The sequence below is a fragment of the Pseudoalteromonas sp. SR43-2 genome (genome assembly GCF_014163885.1).
GTDB classification, from domain to species: domain Bacteria; phylum Pseudomonadota; class Gammaproteobacteria; order Enterobacterales; family Alteromonadaceae; genus Pseudoalteromonas; species Pseudoalteromonas distincta.
In genome coordinates this window covers 106,384-130,369 of the sequence record NZ_JACJED010000014.1, presented here as the reverse complement: position 1 = coordinate 130,369, position 23,986 = coordinate 106,384, and the positions used below count along the sequence as shown (strand labels likewise).

Annotated in this window: 23 protein-coding genes; 14 read left to right on the top strand and 9 right to left on the bottom strand. The window is 39.6% G+C overall.

The features are described from left to right. Nucleotides 1-217: 217 nt before the first annotated feature. Nucleotides 218-1,105 carry a bile acid:sodium symporter family protein gene (locus H5120_RS13075; RefSeq protein ID WP_182674858.1) on the top strand — a complete coding sequence of 296 codons (888 nt, stop codon included), beginning with the start codon at nt 218-220 and terminating at the stop codon, nt 1,103-1,105. A gap of 309 nt (nt 1,106-1,414) precedes the next feature. Here the strand turns inward: H5120_RS13075 and H5120_RS13070 are convergent, their stop codons facing one another. Continuing rightward, entirely contained in the window at nt 1,415-3,058 is a 1,644-nt protein-coding gene (locus H5120_RS13070; protein ID WP_182674856.1) for a cell surface protein, read from the bottom strand. Between the two features lie 72 nt (nt 3,059-3,130). Further along, the gene (gene dgt, locus H5120_RS13065; RefSeq protein WP_182674854.1) at nt 3,131-4,597 is read right to left on the bottom strand and encodes a dGTPase; all 1,467 of its coding nucleotides are present in this window, start codon (nt 4,595-4,597) and stop codon (nt 3,131-3,133) included. 162 nt (nt 4,598-4,759) lie between these two features. Between dgt and H5120_RS13060 the strand changes: the two genes are divergently transcribed. Beyond that, a complete protein-coding gene (locus H5120_RS13060) occupies nt 4,760-5,980 on the top strand; it encodes an alkaline phosphatase family protein (RefSeq protein WP_182674851.1) in 1,221 nt (406 codons plus the stop codon). A gap of 90 nt (nt 5,981-6,070) precedes the next feature. Here the strand turns inward: H5120_RS13060 and H5120_RS13055 are convergent, their stop codons facing one another. Together H5120_RS13055 and H5120_RS13050 are read right to left on the bottom strand one after the other, a co-directional pair. Next, complete coding sequence (locus H5120_RS13055; protein ID WP_002959157.1) at nt 6,071-6,814, bottom strand: zinc-dependent metalloprotease family protein; 744 nt, start codon at nt 6,812-6,814, stop codon at nt 6,071-6,073. A 120-nt stretch (nt 6,815-6,934) separates the two neighbouring features. Continuing rightward, entirely contained in the window at nt 6,935-7,639 is a 705-nt protein-coding gene (locus tag H5120_RS13050) for a hypothetical protein (RefSeq protein ID WP_024599441.1), read from the bottom strand. Nucleotides 7,640-8,017: 378 nt separating this feature from the next. On the opposite strand from H5120_RS13050, the gene H5120_RS13045 reads away from it, so the two are divergent. Then, nucleotides 8,018-9,175 (top strand): benzoate/H(+) symporter BenE family transporter, encoded by a 1,158-nt coding sequence (locus tag H5120_RS13045; RefSeq protein ID WP_182674849.1) that lies wholly within the window; start codon nt 8,018-8,020, stop codon nt 9,173-9,175. 113 nt (nt 9,176-9,288) lie between these two features. On the opposite strand, the gene H5120_RS13040 is transcribed toward H5120_RS13045, so the two are convergent. The 5 genes from H5120_RS13040 to H5120_RS13020 all read right to left on the bottom strand — a co-directional run bounded on the left by H5120_RS13040 (nt 9,289) and on the right by H5120_RS13020 (nt 13,523). Further along, nucleotides 9,289-10,338 carry a DUF2955 domain-containing protein gene (locus tag H5120_RS13040; protein WP_138490145.1) on the bottom strand — a complete coding sequence of 350 codons (1,050 nt, stop codon included), beginning with the start codon at nt 10,336-10,338 and terminating at the stop codon, nt 9,289-9,291. A 10-nt stretch (nt 10,339-10,348) separates the two neighbouring features. Then, complete coding sequence (locus H5120_RS13035; RefSeq protein ID WP_182674846.1) at nt 10,349-11,413, bottom strand: HlyD family secretion protein; 1,065 nt, start codon at nt 11,411-11,413, stop codon at nt 10,349-10,351. An 8-nt stretch (nt 11,414-11,421) separates the two neighbouring features. Then, nucleotides 11,422-11,889 (bottom strand): MarR family transcriptional regulator, encoded by a 468-nt coding sequence (locus H5120_RS13030; protein WP_182674843.1) that lies wholly within the window; start codon nt 11,887-11,889, stop codon nt 11,422-11,424. A 133-nt stretch (nt 11,890-12,022) separates the two neighbouring features. Beyond that, the gene (locus H5120_RS13025; RefSeq protein WP_182674840.1) at nt 12,023-12,907 is read right to left on the bottom strand and encodes a spermidine synthase; all 885 of its coding nucleotides are present in this window, start codon (nt 12,905-12,907) and stop codon (nt 12,023-12,025) included. After that, a complete protein-coding gene (locus H5120_RS13020) occupies nt 12,900-13,523 on the bottom strand; it encodes a fused MFS/spermidine synthase (protein WP_182674838.1) in 624 nt (207 codons plus the stop codon). The genes H5120_RS13025 and H5120_RS13020 overlap by 8 nt, the downstream gene beginning before the upstream one ends. A 168-nt stretch (nt 13,524-13,691) precedes the next feature. On the opposite strand from H5120_RS13020, the gene H5120_RS13015 reads away from it, so the two are divergent. The 11 genes from H5120_RS13015 to H5120_RS12965 all read left to right on the top strand — a co-directional run bounded on the left by H5120_RS13015 (nt 13,692) and on the right by H5120_RS12965 (nt 23,951). Then, entirely contained in the window at nt 13,692-15,773 is a 2,082-nt protein-coding gene (locus tag H5120_RS13015) for a TonB-dependent siderophore receptor (RefSeq protein ID WP_182674835.1), read from the top strand. Nucleotides 15,774-15,920: 147 nt separating this feature from the next. Then, nucleotides 15,921-16,574, top strand: a complete 654-nt coding sequence (locus tag H5120_RS13010; protein ID WP_182674833.1) for a thermostable hemolysin — start codon at nt 15,921-15,923, stop codon at nt 16,572-16,574. Then, a complete protein-coding gene (locus H5120_RS13005; protein ID WP_182674830.1) occupies nt 16,571-18,040 on the top strand; it encodes an AMP-binding protein in 1,470 nt (489 codons plus the stop codon). Before H5120_RS13010 ends, H5120_RS13005 begins: the two co-directional genes overlap by 4 nt. Then, nucleotides 18,033-18,722, top strand: a complete 690-nt coding sequence (locus H5120_RS13000) for a TenA family transcriptional regulator (protein WP_182674828.1) — start codon at nt 18,033-18,035, stop codon at nt 18,720-18,722. The genes H5120_RS13005 and H5120_RS13000 overlap by 8 nt, the downstream gene beginning before the upstream one ends. Next, a complete protein-coding gene (locus H5120_RS12995) occupies nt 18,719-19,489 on the top strand; it encodes an SDR family oxidoreductase (protein ID WP_182674827.1) in 771 nt (256 codons plus the stop codon). The genes H5120_RS13000 and H5120_RS12995 overlap by 4 nt, the downstream gene beginning before the upstream one ends. Nucleotides 19,490-19,510: 21 nt before the next feature. Next, a complete protein-coding gene (locus tag H5120_RS12990; protein WP_039488809.1) occupies nt 19,511-20,158 on the top strand; it encodes a hypothetical protein in 648 nt (215 codons plus the stop codon). 7 nt (nt 20,159-20,165) lie between these two features. Then, a complete protein-coding gene (locus H5120_RS12985) occupies nt 20,166-20,825 on the top strand; it encodes a response regulator transcription factor (protein WP_182674825.1) in 660 nt (219 codons plus the stop codon). Between the two features lie 26 nt (nt 20,826-20,851). Continuing rightward, nucleotides 20,852-22,165, top strand: a complete 1,314-nt coding sequence (locus H5120_RS12980) for an ATP-binding protein (RefSeq protein ID WP_182674823.1) — start codon at nt 20,852-20,854, stop codon at nt 22,163-22,165. Then, a complete protein-coding gene (locus tag H5120_RS12975) occupies nt 22,158-22,511 on the top strand; it encodes a cupredoxin domain-containing protein (protein WP_039488807.1) in 354 nt (117 codons plus the stop codon). The genes H5120_RS12980 and H5120_RS12975 overlap by 8 nt, the downstream gene beginning before the upstream one ends. Beyond that, nucleotides 22,498-23,238, top strand: a complete 741-nt coding sequence (locus tag H5120_RS12970) for an iron transporter (RefSeq protein WP_182674821.1) — start codon at nt 22,498-22,500, stop codon at nt 23,236-23,238. Before H5120_RS12975 ends, H5120_RS12970 begins: the two co-directional genes overlap by 14 nt. Further along, entirely contained in the window at nt 23,235-23,951 is a 717-nt protein-coding gene (locus H5120_RS12965; protein ID WP_182674819.1) for a hypothetical protein, read from the top strand. Before H5120_RS12970 ends, H5120_RS12965 begins: the two co-directional genes overlap by 4 nt. Nucleotides 23,952-23,986 lie beyond the last annotated feature (35 nt).

Below are 23,986 nucleotides of genomic sequence, written 5' to 3'. Positions count from 1 at the left end.
TACCTGTGTTAAAAAATTCTCATTTACGACTGCATGGATGCAGAAGGTAGAGCAATGCAGGAGCAATTGCCGAGAACAACTAAATAGCAAATTTTTTGCCTAGCTATCAACACGTTTTTCCATCCACAAAATAGATCACTTAATTAAGCGAATTGGTATACAGCTAACTTAAAATTAACACTCTAATTAAAAACAATAACAAACGAGGCTGTCTAATTTGAATGCATCTATATTAACCGAAGTAATACTTCCGCTCGCTCTTGCACTTATTATGTTTGGTATGGGTCTTGGGCTCACAACAACCGATTTTACTCGTCTATTTAAAAGCCCGCTTGGCATTGTCATGGGTTTAATAGGCCAATTTGTAGCAATGCCTTTATTAGCATTAGGGCTGTGTTATTTACTTAACCTACCAACGCCTATCGCTATTGGATTAATGATATTAGCTGCTTGCCCCGGCGGTACTATGTCAAATGTAGTAAGTCAGCTTGTTAAAGCTAATTTAGCACTTTCGGTAAGTTTAACAGCTGCCTCTACTGCAATTAGTATAATAACCACACCGTTTATTATTGGCTTTGCTATGAGTCAGTTTGCCCCAGCAGACGATGCTACTTTTTCTATTTTAACTACTTCATTAGGGCTATTTTTTATTACCTTAGTGCCAGTTGCTATAGGCATTTGGTTACGTCACTTTAAAAGTGATTTTGCCATTAAAGCAGAGCCGTTTTTTAGACGCTTCTCGTTGTTTTTTATGCTTATGATGATTGCCGCACTAGTAATAAAAGAGCGCGATTTATTAGTTAGCTCATTTAACGATGTATTTTGGGCGTGCATAGTGCTTAATATTGGCTCAATGGTTGTTGGTTGGTTAATTGCTAAGTGTTCAAAATTAAATTTAACTGATTCGCTGACGCTTTCAATTGAGGTTGGAATTCAAAATGCATCGTTAGCTATTTTAATCGCTATTAGCTTTTTAAATAAACCAGAATACGCAGTTACCGGTGGCGTGTATGGCCTTGCTATGTTTACAGGGCCACTGTTATTAGTTGGCGGGTTAAAGCTTAAAAATAAACGTACCACTAGGGCTGTTAAAGAGGGCTTTTAATTGGGGCATGTTGACCAAGTTACTTTAATTTATGGCTACGGATAACGTAGCCTTAAACTCAAGTCTAAAAATACCACCAGTTAAATGTATGCTCTGCACTCATCGCGCCAACAAGTTGTAGGCTTATAAAACACTCTCAAGCTTGAATATTGCACTAGGTATTGAGCTTGCTCGCGCAAGGAGCGAAGCTTCTAATTACTAAGGCGCATTTTAGGATGAAATAGGAGTGTAAGTAATACGGTAAAAAAGCAGTTAATTATTTGGTTACGGAAGCAGCGCCTCAAATATGAGGCGCTACTTTAAAACTTACTATTTGGTTTGCATGTTTTTAGCGCGTTCTTCTGCATCTATTAATGCTTGCGATTTAGGCGCGCGTTTTTTCTCTTCTATTTTGGGCTTTTCAGTTGAGTCAGGATCCCAGCTTGAGTCTAACGACAAGTTAGCAAATGGATTGTTACTGTCTGCTTTTTTAGGCTCACTTACTGGCTCATCAACTTGCGGTGTTGTTTGTGTTTGCTCAGGTGTTGCGCTTTGTTTTTTAGGCATCGGCTTTTCACCAGGTAATGGTGCATCTGGGTTAAATGTACGTACCTCTGGTTCTTTAAAGTCTTGCTCTGTTGTATATGTAGTCGATTGAGCGTCAGCTATTTGCTTTGGTGCGTGTAAATCTACAACCGGCTCACTCGCTGTTACTGGCTCAGGAGTACTAATAACCGGCTCTACAGTGTTGTGTTCGGCTTCTATTGGCGCAGGCTCCGTTACTTGCGCTGTATGGTGCTTACGTTGTTTTTTTACAGGCTTTGCATCTGGATCAAAGTCGCGTACTTCTGGCTCATTAAAGCTGCTGGCATTTTTAATACGCTCTAAGGTTGTTTTTGCTGCTGCTTCAAACTCAGCTGTATTAGGCTCAGGTTTTTGCTTTACTTCGTTAAACGTAGCGGTACTTGTTTGCTCTAAAGTATCAATTGAGTTAAGCGGTGTAGGCTCAATTTCGCTTGTTTGCACTTGTGTAGCTACGTTGTTTTGCTCATCTGAAATTTGCGGTGGTGTATGTTCAATATCAGCATTTTGTGTAGTGTTCGTAGGCTCTAAAGGCTCTTCATTTGCCTCTACGCTGCTCTCAACTGGTTTATTATTTTGAGTTACTTCGTTGATGACAACAGGCTCAATCTCTGGCTCTTTTGTAGTTTCAGGTTTAGCTGGCGTAGCAATTTTTTCTGATTTAACCTCAGGTGGAGCCGCTATAGTCGGCTCTGCCATCGCTTTACTTTGTTTTGCACGGCGCAGGCGCACGACTATCATAGCGCCAATAAGTATTACTATAACAAGTATTAAAGTGGGTAAAAGTAACGAGGTTGGGCTCTGCGCTACAGGTTGCGGCGCAATTACTGGCGCTGGTTTAGTTAACACAGGTGCTGGTTTTACAGGTACAGGCTTTTCAAGTGTAGGTTGCACGCTTTGCTCTGGCGTTGCCGGTTTTACTTGCTCTATCACAGCTTCGTTTTTTTGCTCTGTAACTACTTGCTCGGGTGCTGCTTTTGTTGGCTCTGCATCGATTACTATTTCGTTACTATTGGTATTTAGCTGATCGTTTATTTGTTGTTTTTGATCATCAGTTAAATTAAGTGTTTGCTCGTTGATGCTTTCTTTAACAGCTTCTTCAGTAGGTTTAATTACAGGGGCAGGTTCAACAATTTTTGGTTGTGGCTGAGTAATAATAGCAGGCTTTGGCTCTATTATCTGTGGCTTTGGTTGTGCTTGAATTTCTTTTGGCTTATTACAGTTGTTTTTGTAATCACGCGCTGCCTTACGATATTTTTGACTCGCTTTATTATTACTATTTTGCTGCATTTCTTGTTTAATTAAAATGCACATAGCTTCGTTGTATGCAGCACTTTGCGCACTATAAAATAGGGCAAAGCAAAGGGTAAATCTAATTAGTTTTGATATCATAAAGTTATGCGCGCTTAAATATTAATAGTTTGATTTTAAGCGCAAAATTGAAAATTATCCAGAGTAATACGACTAATCAATAACCATAAGGCTGCGATATTCATCGTAAGCAAATTGGTCTGTCATACCGCTTATATAATCTTGAATTAATCTACAGCGATAATAAAATTCGTACGCTGCAAAGTGATCGGGCTCTTCTTGCATGGCATCTATTGCGTGTTGATAACTATTTAAGTGCTTTTTAGAGAGCTTTTTAACAAGTCGCGACTCAATTAATAAACGTGAATCGCCATTTAGTGCACGCTTAAAGTCATCGCTGTTTAATTGAAGTAGCGGCTTGTAGCAATCGAGCAAACCATTAATTATGCGATACCCTTGTAGCTCTAATTTTTCAACTTCTTTGTTTGAAAATACATGCTCAAGTGCCACTTGCTTTAGCATTTTGGTTACAGCGTGTAGATGGCTTCTATCTTCTAAAAATGCTTGGTTAAAGTCGCCATGGTAAATAGGTTCTATATTTTCGATAAAGCGTTTTGCAGCGTGATTTACTAGCGGATGTAAAAGTGCTACGCGCAGGTATATAAAAAATTCGCTGTTAAAGTTATACGGTTGTGCTTTGGCGCGCTCATGTGCGTAGTCAACTGCTTTATCTACAAAAGTTTGGTGCTCTGTGTCGTCTATTGTTAGGTTTATGAGTGCTTTTTTATAATGACTTTTAAGCTGTGTACATAAGAATTCGGTACTTATGATCCCTTTTTCAACAGCATCCTCTATATCGGCTAGGCAATACGAAATGTCGTCGGCGGCTTCCATTATATAACTTGCTGGATGGCGGCAATATTGCTCAATAGTGAGCTCTTTTTGTAGCGCTTCAACAAAGTTTTTTTCGCTGTAGTAGTAACCCACTTTCTTCATTAAGTAATTTTTATTTTGCGGTATATCTTTTGTATCAAGCCCTGCAGGGCGAGTGTATTTTAAAATACCAGCACTTTGGCTGTAAGTTAAATTAAGCGTTTGCAACGAATGAATTATACGTATGCCTTGAGCGTTGCCTTCAAAGTTACAAATATCAAGCGCAAGGTGTTTAAAAACAACACCTATACCGGTATTGGGCTCTTTGCAGCGCTCGGGTGTTACGCTTGCTAGGTTGTTATTAAACCAGTGGTTTATTGCCGCTTCACCAAAATGTCCAAACGGTGGGTTGCCTATGTCGTGCATTAGGCAGGCCATTTCTACTAAGCTTTCTAGGGGGCGCTCTAAATCGGTTAAGCCGTAATCTTTTTGTTGTTGGTAGCTTAAATTAGCAAAAATACGTTGCACTATAAAACGACCAACCTGTTGTACTTCAAGCGAGTGAGTAAGGCGAGAGCGTACAGCTGCGTTGCGTTCAAGCGGAAAGACTTGTGTTTTTTGCTGCAGCCTGCGAATAGCAGCACTGTTAATAATACGTCCACGGTCGCTTTCTAGCGCCATTTGTAAGTTAGAGGTTGTGCGGTACATTCGTGCTGGCGTTATTTTTTTACTAAAATCTATGGTCATCTTTATACTTATCCTTTTTACAATTGATGACTGGCATAGTTTTTAGCACATAGTCATTTGTCTTTAATATACAGGGTTTAATCTATCAGTTTGTATCATAAAGTAACAACTTGCTTTAAAATAATTTTTTGAGTAATTGTTGTGCATTTATAGGTGTTTATAATGAAACAGTGGATTTTAAAGGCAGTATCAATTTGCCTAATGTTAGGAATGAACAGCGCGTTTGCTGCAAAAGAGCAAACTGTGGTGCTTGTATCAATTGATGGCCTGCGTTGGGATTATATTGAAAAACACGGTGCGCCAAATTTAAAAGCAATGGCCGAGCGCGGTGTTCGCGCACAAAAACTAATACCTGTTTATCCTACTAAAACGTTTCCTAACCATATTTCTATTATTACGGGCTTACTGCCAGTAAACCATGGCATTGTTGATAATAGCTTTTGTGATAAAGCGCGTCAAAACGACTGTTACAGCATGGGCAAAGCATTGGGCGATAGCACTTGGGTGAAGGGGATTCCGCTTTGGAATTTAGCAAAAATGCAGGGACTTAAATCGGCTACTTATTTTTGGCCTGAGTCAGATGCGTTATTTAACGGCATGACACCAGATTACTTTTATCACTATTCTAAATACAGCGATTACCAAAGCCGTGTTGATCAAATTATTCAGTGGTTAAGTTTACCAAAAGCACAGCGCCCACGTTTTATTGCGAGTTACTTTTCGCTAGTTGATAGCATGGGCCATGAGTTTGGACCAGACGCACCACAAACGCGAGATGCAGTTAAACAACTTGATGAATTAATGGGACAATTACAAACCCGCTTAAGTAAATTAGAGCAAGAGGTAAACTTAGTTATTGTCTCGGATCATGGTATGGCGAGTATAGATCCAGATAAAAGTATTGATGTAACCACACTGCCTCAAGATGAAAACTTTTTAGTTAAAAACACCGGTCCACGTTTACTCATATACACTCAACCCGATGCAATAAATGCAGATATAGCCGGCTATAAAGCTCGTTTACAAAAAGCAGCAAACGGTCGTTATACAGTATTAACTGACGAGCAGTTAGCAGCGTATCATTACAATAAAGGCACCCGTGTAGGCGATATTGTGGTGCAAACTACAGCGCCAGCGGTATTTACCAATGGTAAAAAACCAACCTATTTAGGGACTCACGGTTATGCATATACCGAGGATATGGCTGCATCATTTATTGCTGTAGGCCCTGCATTTAAACAAGGTGTAAGCCTTAAAGAAGTGAGTAACCTTGATATTTACCCAGTACTTGCAAAAGTGATGGGGCTTAAATTGTTAAATAAAGTAGATGGCAATGGTAAAACATTAATGCCAGCAATTAAGCAAAAAGTGGTTGTGCATTAGCTTAATCTATAAGAGCGCGTAAGCGCTCTGCAGGGAAGAACATGTAAAAACTTTAAAGTGGGCTATTTAGCCCACTTTTTAATGCGCTACTTATTTAAAGTTAGCAATACTTGTTTTTGTAGCAGTAACCGTGCGAATTGCATACGCTTGGTTTGTAATACCAAATGCAATACCGTTTACGCTCCAGTTAGGGTTAGAGAAGTAATCGTACTGAGTTGCGCTACCGTAAACGTGCGGGTAAGCCATAATACTTGCAAACTCATTTTGTACGCCATGACCCATGCCATCTACATATACACCGCCAGATGTGTCACCTTGTTTGCGTGAATGCGCTAAACCTTGGTTATGACCAAGTTCGTGTACAAATGTAGTTGCACCACAATCAATTGCAGTGATTGAGTACATACGGCTGCTCATTGAGCTATATAGATTGCCATTAGTGCCTTGGCCAACCCATGCTAAACCACATGAAATAAGCCCATTGCCAGCACTTTGGCCAGTACCTAATACGGCAATCATGTCGGCTTTCCAATCGCTGCGTAAACCATCTACGTAGCTGCTATTTGTGACCGAATCTAACCAATCCTCAGACGGCGTTACTGCGTAGTCACCTAAGTTTTGTTTGCCAGCTAAGCGTAGTGTTATATCAACGCCATTTTGGCTATATACCTGATTACTAAAAGCAATTAGTTGATTTATTTTAGTGTCAATATTACTAGTTGCAGCAGCTGATTGGTCGGTATATAAAATACCGATATCGATTGTTTCTGCTTGCGCAACACTTGCTGCACATAATGCCGCAGCCAGTGCGGTTGTTGTGATTACTTTTTTCATTATTGTATTTCCTTACTCTTGTTGTGGTTGGAACTGTTTTTAACTTGGTTGAGATCATAAAAAGCAGACACACTAAAGCTGCCTTATAGTGCGGCTTTAATTGCTTTTTATACTTTTTGGTTAGCCATCAATTTTTGGTGCAAATATATCAATGCTTTTATCTGATTTGGGCTTTGGTGCGGTTACTTCATGCTCTATGTGGCTTTTATATAAATCGCGTTTTGCTGCAATCCATCCGTACTTACCTTTACTTTCAAATACATAGTTGCCAGAAGGTGCTGTAAATTGGCCATATACGGCATCTTTACCTACCGTTAAAACGGTATTATGCATACGACCGTCAACACCCACTATTTTACCAAATATGCTCTTATCGCCATTTTCAGACTCAACCACATTAGTCACTTCTGCGGTGAATGTTTCGGCTGTTTGCGGAATAGCTAAATCGAAGTTTTCTCCAGTCTCTAACGCCTGTAAAGAATTTAAATCAAACTCAATATAGGCCTCGTTATGTAAGTCGGTAGGTAAAACTTTTGCGTTTATAAGCACTTGCTTTGCTTTATCTGATAAGCGATTTACGGCATCAAATTCTTCAAACGGTAAGCTGTTGTCAGGGGCAACAATGGGTTTTACGGTAATTGGATCTTTACTCATATCAATAGGTGCAGGGGGATGTGTATTGCGCGTTTTTTGTAAATCAATAGGAACAAAATCAATAGCAACAGGCGCGATAGGTTCGCCCGTTTCATCTGCATTAAAAAATAGCCCATAAACTGCAAATGCCGATAATGGTATAGCAATTAGTAAGACGACAGATCTCTTCATTTGTTTCTCTTTTAGTGTTTTTGGTTAACTATTTGTTACGTTTTATATTATTAAATGGATTAGATCAAGATAATAAATGTAACCGAAAAGAATTATTTCTTAATTTTATAATTCCTTATAAAATATAAGGATATTTATTTTTGGTGTGTTTTTTGCTCTTTTTAGTATTGGTTTTTAGTAGTGTTTACGCGGGCTTTGGCTCAGTTACAGGTACTTGTTTGTTTGGTTAAATACAATGGTTAAAAGTGACTTTTTGACGTTAATTACAATGAAAAATAAAAAGTGAATTTATTTCACCTTTTGTAAACCAATCGCTAATTGCAATGTAATTATTGGGCACGTATGTTGTGTGCTGCATAAATGCATTACGAGGAATTTATGAAGGTGTCTGATCAGTTGCTTAACCGAATTACAGCAGGACTTGTGGCTGTAATTATTGGTTTTTCGAGTTCTATTGCATTAATTTATCAGGTAGTGATAACCCTTGGTGGTACGTCCGATTTAGTAGCTAGTTGGATTTTAATGCTCGGTTTAGTGATGGGCACAACGTCAATTGGTTTATCGTACTATTACAAAGTACCTGTTTTAATTGCGTGGTCTACCACAGGAGCTGCATTACTTATTTCAAGTGCCCAAGGGTATAACTTAAATGAGGCTATTGGCGCGTTTATGCTCAGTGCATTGCTCGTGTTTTTGTCGGGGGTGACGGGCTGGTTTGAAAAAATAATGAACCGTATTCCAAGTGAGCTTGCATGCGCCATGTTGGCCGGCGTGCTTGTTACCTTTGGTATCGATGTGTTTAATTTTATGAACGACATGCCTTTAGTAATTGGCTTAATGGTCGTTATGTACTTTATTGGTAAACGCTTTTTTGCCCGCTTTGCTATGTTAAGCGTGCTTATTATAGGTGTATTACTCGCTTGGCAAATGGGCCATATTGATACCAGCGCACTGCACTGGAAAATGAGCGAATTTGCTTATATTGAACCCGCTTTCCACTTGCAAGCATGTATTAGTATAGGTTTACCACTTTATATAGTTACCATGACTTCGCAAAATTTACCGGGTATTGCGGTTTTAAAAGCACATAAATATAAAGCGCCTATATCTGCATCTCTTAATGTTACTGGCTTTGTAAATATGCTTAGCGCTCCTTTTGGAGCCTACTCTATTAATTTAGCCGCTATTACCGCAGCTATTTGTATGAGTGATGAAGCGGATAAAAATCATGATAAACGTTATTGGGCGAGTATAGCGGCTGGCGTATTTTATATTTTAATGGCGTTGTGCGCAGCTACATTAGTTGGCTTGGTAGCAAGTTTACCGCAGGCACTTATTTTAGCTTTGGCGGGCATTGCGCTATTTGGCACCATTGCTAATAGTTTGCAGCAAGCCCTTAGTCGTACTGAATATACTGAGGCCGCAATAGTCACCTTTTTAGTAACTGCATCTAACTTAACATTGCTCTCAGTAGGGTCTGCTTTTTGGGGGATTATAGCGGGTGTGCTAACGCTTATTATCACCAGGAAAGACTAAAAACTGTGAATATGTAAAGCGAAATTATTGCTCATATAGATGATTAAAATAGTTTAACCACGCTTATTAAAAAGGCTGCAATTGCAGCCTTTAGTTTTACAAACAGGGTTTACCTAATCATAAGTATGATGGCGAGTTACGCTAAACCGATTAAGTATATGGTGCATAACATACACAACACATAAGCTTAAGATTATAGCCACAGATACCGAACTAAACCGGTACATTGCACTATAAACAAGATCTTGGCCTGGCCCGAGTGAATTTCCAAACAAAATACCAAATGTAGTCAATACACCAAAACCAATGCCAGGTATGCCTCCGCCTAAAATATGAAAGCGCGCAAAAACAAACGAAAGTATCCATAAAATAGCCATCGGAAAAAGTAAAAAATCAGAGTGACTATACAAAAATAGTTGCGATAGTAACGCTGCATTACAGCCTATAAGCGTTCCAATTGCTCGCTGCCAACCGGCCATACCTGCGGCTTTCCAGCACAACGAAAATAAAATAAGCACAGAAGCTGCCTGCGCAGATATTGAGTCCTGTAAATCAAGAACCTGAAAAACAACAAAAGAGAGCGTAGCCACGGTTGAGCATAACAATACCTCATGGCGAATACTTTCTTTTGCTTTAGCTGGCATTACTCGCCCGGGCCTTGCGGTTACATCAGGGAATAGGCCATGCATTAATGCTCCAATAATAACGGTTAAAAATATAGCCAACCCATTAGTTAAGATTAACGGATAAATACTGCTTCCTTGATCAACATAGCTGGAAAAATGTAGCTGAATAGAAAGACTGATCACGCCTAAAGCGCCAAATAAAAAGGCACTACCGCTACTCATTTTATGAAATAAAAAGCAGAAAACACCAAACACTAACAATGTCATAACGACTGGCAAGTGAGAAAACAATCCCTGCATTATCAGCACTATAAGTGCGCTAAATGCAGCAGATGCTATAAATTGATTTATAAGCCCACGACTTAACGTAGGTACCATGCCCAATATCAACATAGGATAAACGGTAAAAAATATACCATTGGGCCAGTTCATTAATTTACTAATAGTAAAGCCAAGGGTACACCCACCTGCAATGCGCAGTGCTTGGCGAAGGCCATTGGAGTCTAATTGTGGGCCTTGGCTAACAATTTGAGTCATAAAGCCTCCATTAATAAATGTAGTGTAACCAACTAATAAACCTGATTTGTGCAGAGCCAAACCATTGCCCAATTGTTGATTCTGGTAATAATTGTACTGTTGCACGTGAGCCACTAGGCATGTTTGCTATTAAGTCTTGATGATTTATGAGTTTTAAGTGAATGCGTTGACGCTGTGCATCACGCACCCAGCGATTACTGGTTTCTGTTGTACTTAGTAAACCATTAGCGCTAAGTTGACCACTGCTAACGCCTGCTTCAAATGTTTCAAGTATTGCGTCGTAAACTTCACCTGGGCGGCTATCAAATACTATGCGCGCTTGTGTGCCTTGCTTCATATTTGAGAGTGACTTTTCTCTAAAGTCGGCAACTAAATCTGCCTTTTTAGCAACAATAGCTAATAATGGGCTGCCTGCAACTGCGTATGCGCCGTTTAATAATTGTAAGTTAGCAACTACGCCGTCACTTAATGCGCGCACTTTTGTGTAGGATAAATTTAGCTCAGCCTGTGCTAACTGGTTAGCAGCGTGGCGCATGGCTAAGTTTTTGTCCCCTGAGTCACCTCTAGCTAAAACCGCTTCAGCTAACTGCGCTTCAAGGGCTGCAACATTTGCTTTACTCGCTTCAAAATTAGCACGAATGCTTTCAAGTTCTTGCTCCGATATAGACTTTTGCTTATAGAGCTTTTCGCCTCTGCTTTTTAATAGTTTTTGCTCATGCTGTTTAGCGTTTGCAGCACTTATTTGTGCCTCAAGCGCTTTAACATTGGTATCAAGGCGTTTATTTTGTAATTTGGCATCATCAAGGGCTAGTTGAGCTTGTTCTTTAGCTAAATTATATGGGCCTTCATCGATACTAAATAATATATCGCCTGCTTCAACTGATTGGTTATTACTAACTTGCACACTAGTGACTCGGCCACTAATTTGCGGTGATATTTGCACAACAGGGTGATAAACACGTGCTTGTGGTGTCACAGGCAAAACCATATCGGCCACTAAATAGTAAATAAATACTAAGATAAACCCTATGAGAGAAAACCTTACATAGCGTGCAAACTTTTGATCCGGTGTCATTTTTAGCCTTACTTATTAACTTGAATACATTTAAGGGCGTTTTGCTCCATTTTGATCAAACCAAATGCAATCGCATCTAGTTGCTCAACAGATAAACCGCTGTATAACTGATTTTTTATATCGGAAATAGTCTCTTGCAATGAATGTAAAATGGCATCACTTTGCTCAGTAAAATAGAGTCTTTTACTGCGCTTATCATGTTTGTCTACACGGCGAACAATTAACGATTGCTCCTCTAATTGCTTAAGCGTACGAGTCAGTGAGGGCATTTCTATCCCTAAGCTATTAGCAAGTTCAAGTTGTGTTAGTCCCTCACCACGCATACTAATATGCATTAGTGCAGTCCAGCGCGATTGAGTAAGCCCTAAAGGCTCAACCGCAATGGTTACCGATTCGCGGCATAAGCGATGAACTCGGCCCATATTACCGATAACAGTTAAATCGAGCGTTTCGTGAAAAGGTTTGTGTGTAGGCATAGCCATCCCAACATAGTTAGCAAGCTAACTATTTTATCATTACTTAGCTTGCTAAGTAAATATGCGTAAGTGCGGGAAGTGGCAAAATATTTGCTAAACCTCACTTGTAAAAATGGTGAGGTTTAGCAGGAGTTTAAAAGTTAAGTAAATTAGCTGGGGAGTATTGATCGGTAAGTACTTTTGTATCTGCGGGCCAATCTTGATCGTTTTTAGTAAATTGCATAAATTGGCTAATCGCTTTTATGTCTATACCGTATTTTACTAATTTAGGGGCGAGAGCATTTAAACGCGTGTTAATTTGCGCTTTGCTCGGCATTGATTTAAGTCCCGCTAAAATAATACGGTTACTACGATTTTCGCGACTTACATTTATAAAGTCGCCAAATACAGCGTGGTAAGTTGCCGACTCATGTTCATAAAGTTTACTACTTGAAAACGTATTTGCAGCTATAACACCGCCTTCGGCTAATACGCTTTGTACTTCTTCAAAAAACTCTTTAGTAAGCAAATGCTCTGGAATATAGTCGCCGTTAAATGCATCCAAAATAATCCAATCGTACTTTTGTTTTTTAATTGCGGCACGTTTTATAAAAATACGGCCATCTTGCACGCTTGATGTCACTAAATCGTTTTCTATAAAGTTAAAGTAATCGCGTGCAACTTTAGTTACTGCGGGATCTATTTCAACATTATGAATTTTTGCAGTTGGGTATAGCTCATGAATAACGTTAGAAAGCGTACCGCCACCTAGCCCTATAATAAGTACATTTTTAGGGTTATCGGCTACTAAAAGGCTCGCAAAAGTAAGTTTAGTGTAGTTAAAAACAAGTTTGTCGGGATTGTTCTTATACATACAGCTTTGGCTTGTTTGGCTACTTTTAGTATTAAATTTAAGGCAACGTAAGTCGCTCGTTTCTTCAACAATAATATTGCGATAAAGCGAGCGCTCTTCGTGGATAACTTTACTACACGTAAAACCCGAAAATGCAATTAACGGCAGTAGTAAATATTTAAGCATGAGCAAGCTCCTTATTATTAGCCAAGGTATTAATTACCATCGCGACTAAACCCAGTGACCCAAGCGTTAGAGCAAAGGCGCTAATAATAGTATTTACGTCAAACGCGAGTACAAAGTAAAACGAGGTAATTATAGTACCCAGAGCACTGCCAAGCGTACTTACAAAGTATAAACGCCCAGCCACTTGGCCGCTTTTATCGCTATCGGTTACCAGTAAGCGCACAGAGTAGGGGGAGATCATGCCTAAAATAACGGTAGGTATAAAAAATAAAGCAGTTGACGCTAAGAGTGAGCCGTAGCGGCTATCTTCAATATGGGTAAATATAAATTCCATTATTGGCTGCGAAAATAATGTAATAGGCACCACCATAATGCTGGCTATTAAAAATATTAAACCATATTTGGTAAGTGATGCATTTTTAGTGCTGAGTTTACCGCCAAGTAAATACCCAAAAGATAAACTAAGCATAAATACTGTAATTATACTGCCCCAAATATGTACGCTACTACCAAAAAAAGGGGCGAGAATTCTCCCTCCTAAAAGTTCAATCCCCATAATGCAAAAACCGCTGCAAAAAGCTAAAAAGTAAATTAACGCGTTTGTTTTTATGCTCATGTAATTATCGTTATGTAACTTATGTAGAACACTATACTAACGTGATGACACGGCAGTCGCTAGTGCATTAATTAATCGCTCAGTGATTTTTTAAAAAGAAGTTTTGTTATAAAGTAACACATGCTACAATTTTGTTATACTATAACACTTGCTTAGTTAATCAATCACATGAAGTACTCTTTAATTTATTTAGCCTGCCTAGGAATTAGTGCGCCCAGTATTGCGCAAGATCAAAAAGAAGAAATCGAAAAAATATCTGTCACTTATAAACAAGCTTATCGCGGTGATATTCCTCAAAAGCAAATGCCACAATCTATAGTTAGTATTAATAGTGCTGAGCTTAATAAAAAAGGAATTACTCAACTACAAGATGCGCTTGATTTTTCAGCTAGTATTTCACGTAAAAACAATAGCGGTGCATTGTGGGATAGCTTTTCTATTCGTGGCCTTTCGGGTAACGAAAACATGCCATCGGGCTATTTAGTTAATGGCTTTAGCGGTGGGCGTGGTTTTAGCGGCCCGCGTGATGTATCTAACATTGACTACATTGAAGTGCTAAAAGGCCCAGGCTCAGCACTTTATGGGCGTTCAGAGCCAGGCGGGACTGTAAATATTGTAACTAAAAAGCCACAGTTTGACTCACAAGGCGAGATAAAGCTAAGCTTAGGCAGCGACAGTTTTAATCGCGTTGAAGGCGATTACACCAGCGGCATTAACGATACCACCGCGTTTAGAATAAATGGCGCATGGCAAGATAGTGATAGCTACCGCGATGAGGTATACACCAATAAAAAGGTGATTACGCCATCTATATATCATCAAATAAACGCATCGACCAGTGTAACTTATGAGTTTGAATACGTAGATTTAGCTCAGCTATTCGACCGTGGTGTTGTCGTACTCGATAACGATTTTGACACCGTACCAAGCTCGCGCTATTTAGGTAACCCAAACGATGGAGACACTCAGGTATATTCGCGCGGTCATCAAATTACGTTAAATCATGATATTAACGATGAATGGTCGTTAGTTGTAGGTGCAAATTATCGAGACTCTAGCTTAACGGGTTTTTCGTCAGATGCAGAACTTTCGCCATCGCGCCAATCGTTATTTGACGATGGCCGCACACTTACTCGCCAGCAGCGCTATCGCGACTACGAGGTAGAAGATTTAAGTGTAAAGTTTGAGCTAAGCGGCAGTGTAGACACAGCCGGTATTACGCACCATATGTTAATAGGTGCTGATGCATACAAGTACGATTTACGCACTGCGCTTTCTCGCTATCGAGGCGGTAACGGCACTTATACTGTTGATATTTTTGAGCCAAACTACGATGTTGAACGCCCAGCAGTAAGCTTGCTTTACGAAAACGACGAAGAGCAAAAGGCGTACGGTATTTATGTTCAAGACCAAATGGATATTACCGACAAATTTAAGCTATTAGTGGGCCTAAGGTTTGACAGCGTAGACCAAGATATTTTAGAAACAAACAGCGGTGTGTTTTCGACCAGCTCTGAAAGCCAAATAAGCCCACGCGTTGGCGTAGTGTATGAACTAAATAATACTATAACTTTTTACAGCAGTTACTCTGAAGGCTTTTTACCACTGAGCGGTACTGATGCAAACGGCGACCCGTTTGGCTTTGAGTACAGCGACTCGTTTGAAGTTGGTGCTAAGTTTGAATACTTAGGTGTAAACGGTACTGTGGCATTTTTTGATGCTTCTAAAAGTAATATGTTAGTAGCAGACCCTGTAAACGTTGGTTTTTCGGCTCCCATTGGTAAAGCTGATAGCAAAGGGTTTGAGCTTGATTTAAATACCTATATTACCGATGCAACAGCATTTAACTTATCGTACGCCTATATAGATGCCACCACAGCAAACGACATTATTAATGCCGATTGGGGCGTGCCAATAGAAAAAGGCAGCCCACTGGTAAATGTACCAAAAAACAATCTAAACCTTACACTTAGCCATCAAACAGCATTAATGGGTAAAGAGCTTGAATTTGGTGCAAGTTACCAATATACCAGCAGCCGCCTAGGTGATGCCGCAGATTTGAGCTTTAGACTACCAAGTTACGAATTGGTCGGCCTGTTTGGTCAATTAAATTTAACAGATAAAACAGAGCTAAATGTGAGCATTAATAACATTTTTAATGAAGACTACGCTCAAAGTAGTTACAACGCTTTGTGGGTTTATCCGGGGGCGCCTACGCAATTTAAAATGTCGATAGCTTATAATTTTTAATAGATTATTAAGCTTTTAAACAGTTTTCATCCTGAAGCGTCTTAATTTAATAATTAAGGCGCTTTTTTATTTAAATTAAGGTTTCTTAAGTCTTCTTTAAGTTTCGCTCGCTAAGTTACAAACATACACTTTATATGAGCGATGTTTATGCAATTAGCACACCTACCTTCATCACCCGTTTATATTCAAAATAACTCACGCTTTGTTAGTGCTCGCATTAATGATGAGCATAGAAGTGCGTTAGAAAACACAGTTAAAGAAGGGTTTTTAGTCGCTTATAACGCCACGCTTACCTCTTTTATGCCATTACTTTGCCAATACACGACAAACGAAGGGCAATGCACATTGGGTTTAAGGCAAGCAACTTCGCCATTATTTATTGAACAGTATTTAGCATCACCCGTTGAAGATTTTTTAAATGAGAGTATTTCTCGCAATAAAATTTTTGAACTTGGTAATCTCTGCTCTACAAATCGAAGAGCAACACTGGCACATTTTATTATTGTTAACGAGGCTCTACAAAGTGTAGGGGCAAAACATTTGGTGTTTTGTGCAACCAACAAAGTGCGTGCTTTATTGCGCTTACTTGGTGTTACGTGTACCGAAATTGCACTTGCGAGCAGTTTTGTAGTTGAGAATCCATTAAAGTGGGGCAGTTACTACGCTAACCAACCAACAGTATGTATTGCGAGCCTAGAGCAAGCTCACCAACAAGTATTAAATACCCCAATGCTTTTTAGTTTGATGCAGCAAAACCACTCAAATATCAATTCTTTGGTAAATGCGTTGGTGAATGTATGAATTACTATAATACCCATGCAGTATCGCCATTAATTATTGCCCATAATAAAGATCAAACACTTGAAATTAACGGTGGTGAGTTTAACCAGCAAATACAAAAAGTAGTAAAAATACTACAAAGCTTTAACGGCAGATGTATTGCTTATAAGCTCGATAATACGCCAGCTTGGCTTGTTATTGATGCCGCTGCTGCAGTTTCTAATAAAGTGGCTGTGCCAATTGCTCACTTTTTTAGTGAACAACAAACTCAATATGTACTAGCTCAATGTGGCGCACATTTATTTATGAGCGACACGGCAAACCCTTTACTTGGGGAGCCGACTGCATCGATTACTTTATTTGAGTTTTACACATTATATATTTACGAAATCGTTGTAGCTAACCCCGGCAGTTATTTTCCAGAAACTCAAAAAGTAACGTTTACATCAGGATCGACTGGGCAACCAAAAGGCGTGTGTTTATCTGCAAAGAGCCAAATGCAGGTAGCTCAATCTCTGTGCGATAAAATTAATATTAAAAAGCCTGTGCATTTATGTTTATTGCCGCTTGCTGTATTGCTTGAAAATATAGCCGGTGTGTATGCCCCTTTAAAAAGTGGCGGTACAGTGCATTTAATGCCGTTAAATAAATTAGGCTTTGTTGGTACTGCATTAAAACAGCCCGCACAGCTTATAGCTGCTATTGATAAAGTTAAGCCAAATACGCTTATTTTAGTGCCTGAACTATTAGCATGCTTAGTTACTTTTGCAGAAGATGGGTGGCAACCGCCTAGTTCGTTACAGTTTATTGCAGTAGGTGGTGCGCTTGTCAGCGAAATGCTATTAACCAAAGCGCGTAGCTTAAATTTACCGGTATACCAAGGCTATGGGCTGTCTGAGGCGGCATCTGTCGTTAGTTTAAATACACCCACAAACGATAACATCCACAGTGCTGGCTCTGTGTTACCTCATATTCGAACCAAAATTGAAAATGGTCAGCTTTTTATAAAAGGCGATTTGTTTTTAGGTTACTTAAACCATCAACCTCACAACAAAAACCAGTGGTATGCAACCGGCGATCTAGTCGAGCAGCGTCAAAATACTTTATTGATAAAAGGCCGATTAAAAAATCTAATTATTACCAGTATGGGTCGCAACATCAGTGCCGAGTGGCCTGAATCACTATTACTCAGCCAAAGCGGTATTTTACAAGCGGTTGTGTTTGGTGAAGGTCGACCTTTTTTAACCGCCATTATTTACGCCGATTCAAAGCTAAGTAACCCAGCGTTAGCGCAATACGTTAACGCAATTAATAAACAACTACCCGACTATGCTCGAATTCAAAAGTGGCATCGTTTAGCTGCTCCATTAAGTGTGCAACAAGGATTATTAACAACAAATAATCGCCCAAAACGAGGTGCCATAAGTAAGCAGTACCATGCTGTGTTTGAGCAATTTTACCGACTTGGAGAAGTAATTAATGAGTGATTTTTTTAACACCCTTAAAGAGCAAACTAAACAAGAACAAAACTACCTGCTTGCAGCGCCGATTATCCAGCGTGTTTTTAAAGGCGAAGCATCACTTGAAGAATACGCCTCGTTTTTAGCGCAAGCGTATCACCATGTTAAGCACACTGTGCCATTAATGATGTCGGTTGGTGCACGATTAACCGACGATCAAGAATGGCTGCGCGAAGCAGTCGCAGAATATATTGAAGAAGAGATTGGTCATCAAGAGTGGGTACTTAATGACATTGCAGCCTGTGGTTTTGACAAAGAAACAGTACGGTGTAGTCAGCCGCAATTTGCTACCGAAATGATGGTGTCGTATGCGTACGACTCCATTGCACGTAAAAATCCGTTGAGCTTTTTTGGCATGGTGCATGTGCTTGAAGGCACTTCTATAGCGCTTGCTGATGGCGCGGCTTCAAACATTGCAAATGCTGTGGGCTTACCTAAAAAAGCATTTAGTTATTTAACCTCTCACGGCGCGCTTGATATAGAGCATGTAAAGTTTTTTGAAAACCTAATGAACCAAATAACAGACGAGGCGGATCAGCAAGCCATACTTCATGGTGCAAAGTGCTTTTATCGTTTATACGGCGATATATTTCGTGGACTCGATGACGAACCATTTTTTAAAGCACGTGCACAAGGCAAATTGGCATGAGTAGTTCTTTGTGTGTGCTCACTGGTGCAACAGGCGGAATAGGGCAAGCGATTGCTAAAGCCCTATATGCAAAAGGGTGGAAGTTACTGCTTGTAGGGCGAAATACCCAAGCCCTTGAAAAACTGAGCCGTGCATGCCCAGACAGTGAAATATTTACGGGCGATTTAACCGACGATACAGCACGTATTAACCTAGCAATAAAAGCTAAGCAACTCGGCGGCGTTAAGTTACTTATTAACAATGCCGGTATAAATACAATGCAAAGCTTAGAGCACACAAGTAATGAGCAAATAGATAATATGCTCATTACTAATTTGTCGGTGCCTATTAAATTATGCCAGCTATTTTTAGGGCAGTTAGCGTATACCAAAGGCACTATTGTTAACGTGGGATCATCGTTTGGCAGTATTGGCTACCCGTTTCAAACGCTTTATTGCGCCAGTAAATTCGGTTTACGTGGCTTTACAGAGGCGCTTTCGCGCGAACTAAACGGTTCGGGTGTTAAAGTCGCTTACCTAGCACCAAGAGCCACTGACACCACCATTAATAACAGCAAAACCCGTGCGCTGAATAAAGAACTCGGTAATAAAATGGACTCGCCAGAATTAGTTGCTCAAGAGTTATTAGCACTTATAAGTTCAAACCAAACAAGGCGCTTTATTGGTTTTCCTGAAAAATTATTTGCACGCATAAATGGCGTATTCCCAAACGTTGTTGATAATGCTATTGCAAAGCAACTTCCTAAAATTAAACGTTTTTTAAGTTAACAAACACACAAGGGCAAAATTATGTATAAATTTACACTCGCATTTTATTTAATACTAACCTCTGTATTTGCAACTGCAGTACACGCAGATGAAGCGCAAGACTTAACCGATATTCAACAAAAGTGGGCAATTGCTAATTACGAACTTGAAGACGATGCGCAAATAGACGCGTTTACGCAACTAAGTGAGCAAAGCGCATTATTTGTTAAAAACTATCCAAGCTCAGCGCAAACACATATTTGGAATGGCATTGTGTTAGCTAGTTTTGCTGGCGCAAAAGGGGGCTTGGGCGCACTTGGTTTAGCAAAAGAAGCAAAAGCGTCACTCGAAAATGCACTCTCGATTGATGGCACTGCATTAAATGGCTCAGCTTACGCAAGCCTTGCAACGCTTTATAGCAAAGTACCTGGTTGGCCAATTGGTTTTGGTGATGACGACAAAGCTGAAAAATTATTTAAACAAGCGCTCGCTTTTAATCTCGAAGGCATTGATACTAATTACTTATACGGTGAATACTTGTATGACGAAGGCGATTATAAACAAGCTAAAGCACGACTACTCGTAGCACAAGCTGCTGGGATTCGTGATACTCGGGCAAAAGCAGATAAATATCGTCAACAAGCAATAAGTCAGCTATTGGCAAAAGTAGATAAAAAATTAAAAAGATAAACAGATAATGCATTTATTACTCGTTGAGGACGATCATTTAGTGGCGCAAGGACTTATTCGCTCTTTGCGTCAAGAGGGCTACAGCGTAGAGCATAGTGGCACAGTAAAACACGCCTTAGAGTGCCTTTCTAGTGGTGAAATTGAGCTTGTTATTCTCGATTTAGGATTGCCTGATGGCGATGGCTCGCAAGTTTTAAAGCATATTAAAGCGCAAAAAAAAGTAATACCGGTGGTTATTTTAACTGCTCGCGGCAGTATTGACGACAAAGTCCAAGGGCTCGATATGGGGGCAGATGATTACCTTGCAAAGCCGTTTGACCCCGCTGAGCTATTTGCCCGTTTACGTGTAGCAAGCCGGCGCATTAACCAAACGCAATCATGCTTATTGCGCTGTGGTGATGTAGTAATGGATACTTCTGCTCATACAGTTAAACTAAGTGGGCAGTCACTTACACTACCGCGAAAAGAATATATGCTTTTAAAAGCGCTGATGGAAAATCAGGGAAGGGTACAATCAAAACAACAACTCGAAAACAAACTTTACCAATGGGGTGAAGAAGTTGGCTCTAATGCCATAGAGGTGCATATTCATCATCTTCGTAAAAAATTCCCTAGCGATTTTATTAAAACCTTACGTGGCATTGGCTACGTGGTTGGTAAGCGTTAGGGTGTATTTGTTTTTCGAGGTTGAAAATGTCTATTCGTAAACGTCTGACCTTAATTTTACTTTCAATGATGGTGCTAACTTGCTTTTTAGCATTAGTAAAAGGCTATCAAAAAAGTATGCACCACGGCGAAATTTTGCTTGATGATGAGCTTAAAATAGTGGCTGGCGTTTTAATTGAGCAACCATTGGCACTAAGCACAGATGCAGTACAAGTAAGTAATAATAGCGCTCAGTTGTTGTATCAAATTTGGCAAAATAATAATTTACTTAGTGGCTCATCGAGTTTAACGAATAACCAAATTAGTTTTAGCGAGGGCTTTCAAACGGCCAATCTAGCAGGGCAGCGTATGCGGGTATTTGTGATGAGTAAAAACACCCGTAAAGTCATCGTTGCTGAACCAATGGCAAAGCGTTTTGAATTAGCTGAAGCCGTTATTTTATCCGCAATGTTACCTATGCTATGGGCAGTCCCTCTGCTTGCTATTTTTATTAGCTTTTTTGTTAAATACGCATTAGCCCCTCTTACCCGATTATCTAAGCAGTTGGCGTCTCGCCAAGCTAACGATTTTACGCCAATTAACTGGCAAGTAACCGATGAAGAAATTAAACCGGTTATTAATCGTTTAAACGACTTATTTAAACGCGTAGAAACTGCCTACTTACGGGAGCGATTTTTTGCCTCAGATGCAGCCCATGAGTTACGTACCCCGCTTAGTAGTTTAAAAATTAATGTGCATAATTTGGCTAATAAACAAAGTAATCTGCAAGACCATCAAGAATTACAAGCTATGTCGCAGGGCATTAACCGTTTAAGTAATATTGTTGAGCAAATGCTAATTTTAGGGCGCACTCAGCCTGAACAATGGCAGAGGCAATTTAGCGAACAATCATTGCTAACGATTACTCAGCAAGTCGTATCGGAGCAATACGACAAAATAGATGAAAAAAACCAAACCATTAGTCTTGAAGGCGATGATTTTGTTATTAATGGTGATGAGTTTACATTAACCACACTCATCGCTAATTTACTTAGCAACGCCATAAAGTACACACCCAAAAATGGTCAAATTATAATTAAATTAGTATCAAGTAATAACGGCTTTAGTTGGCAAATTGATGATTCTGGTGCGGGTATGACTGAAGAGCAAAAAGAGCGAATATTCAATCGCTTTTATCGCGTAGGTGGTGATCAGCATCCATCAGGCGAGCAAGGTGCTGGTTTAGGTATGGCGATTGTTCAACACATAATTGCTATTTATGGCGCAACTATTCATTTAGCGAATAGCCCTTTAGGCGGACTAACCGTTAAGGTTACTTTTTCAGGAGTGAAAAGTGACTAAACGTCTATTTAATCAGTGCCTTTGTTGTTTGCTATTTTTGTCGTTTAACGCGGCGAGTAAAGAGTACCTTATTATTTTAAAAGATCATTTGTTCTATCCCTCACAAATTACCATTCCCGCGAATAAAAAAGTAAAACTATTGATAGAAAACCAAGATAGCACACCTGAAGAGTTTGATAGCTTTGATCTAAACAGAGAAAAAGTACTCTACCCAAACCGTAAAAGCATTATTTATATAGGGCCGCTTAGTAAAGGGTATTACGAATTTTTTGGTGAGTTTTCGCCCAATACAGCAAGGGGCGTTGTAATAGTTGGTGATGAGGAGGCGCAGCATGCTAATAACTAGTTTAGTCATGAGCCTTAATCAATTACTACCTGTGGCTATTTTATTAGTGCTACTACAAGTAGTTAAAAAACAAAGCGCTTTAAAAATAGGGTCTGCTTTATTAATTGGCGCGCTCATGTCGTTTTTGTACATGCAAAGTGCATCATGGGTGAGCCAGTGGTTTGAACACCAAGGGTTAGAGTACTCACAAATAGGGCTATGTATTACTATATTTATAGCCGTATTAGTATTTGCAATAAAACAAAAATCAGCGGCTTTTTATATTGCTGTTATAAGCACAATAACATTGTATTTAAGCCACTATATTATTTACCTCACCAGTTTTTGGCAAAGTAATGATGCAGGGCAAAGCTTATTTATTGGCACTTTATTAGGTGTTGGAATTTGTTTAAGTTTTAGCGTATTGCTGTGCTTTTTAATGAATGCAATTAAGCACCGCTTTGGTATGTATCCGCTTTTTACTTTGCTTGCTTTTAACAGCGCGGCTAAGTTATTAGTTGCACTAGATTTGGCAAGCCAAATAGACTTAATTACCAACACCGCAACCGTGTGGGATTTACGCGATGTATTAAGCGAAAACTCTGAGCTCGGGCGCGTACTGCGTGCCCTTGTTGGTTACGAGGCTACCCCGGATCTAATGAGTGTACTTATATATAGTACAAGTAGCGTGATATTTTTATCACTTTGTTATGTTATTTCGGCTTCAATATCTAAGGAACGTGTATGAAAGCACTCAACCTATATTTAGCGCTTAGCTTTACCGTTTTTTGTTTGTTGGTACTTTCAATCCCAGCAAAGGCCGATGGAATTGTTGTTGATAAGGTATATCACCCCTATGTTTTACCTTTTGAGCGAGAGTTTGAATGGCGGTTAGTGTCGCACCAAACAGATAGTGGCAACATACTAGCGCAGCGTTTGGGTGGTGGCGGTGCTATTAACGATACAATGGCACTAGAAGGCTATTTAGTTGGTGAGCGAGATGACAACGGCGACTTTGGTTTAGAAGCTTATGAGCTTGAACTACGTTGGCAATTAATTGAACAAGGTAAATTATGGGCTGATTGGGGCGCGTTATTTGAGCTTGAAAAAAAGCATAACGAAGATGTGTATGAGGCAACTTCGGGTTTTGTGATCGAAAAAGAATTTGGAAAAACAAGTCTTACGCTAAATGCTTTTTTGGTTTATGAGTGGGGGCAAGACATTAAAAACGAATGGGAAAGTGAGTTTAGAGCACAATATCGCTATCGATATAGCTCTGCTTTCCAGCCTTCTATAGAGGCTTACGTAGGTGAAGACTTTATTGGTATCGGGCCTGGCTTTATAGGTTTACAGCGCTTTGATGGGCAAAAGCAATTAAAATGGGAAGCGGGTTTCATCACTGAGATAAGCCAATCAGAAAAAAACCATAGTTTTAGGCTCGCATTAGAATTTGAATTTTAATAACAACTAAAAGTAGTTTTGGTTGTTTATTATTC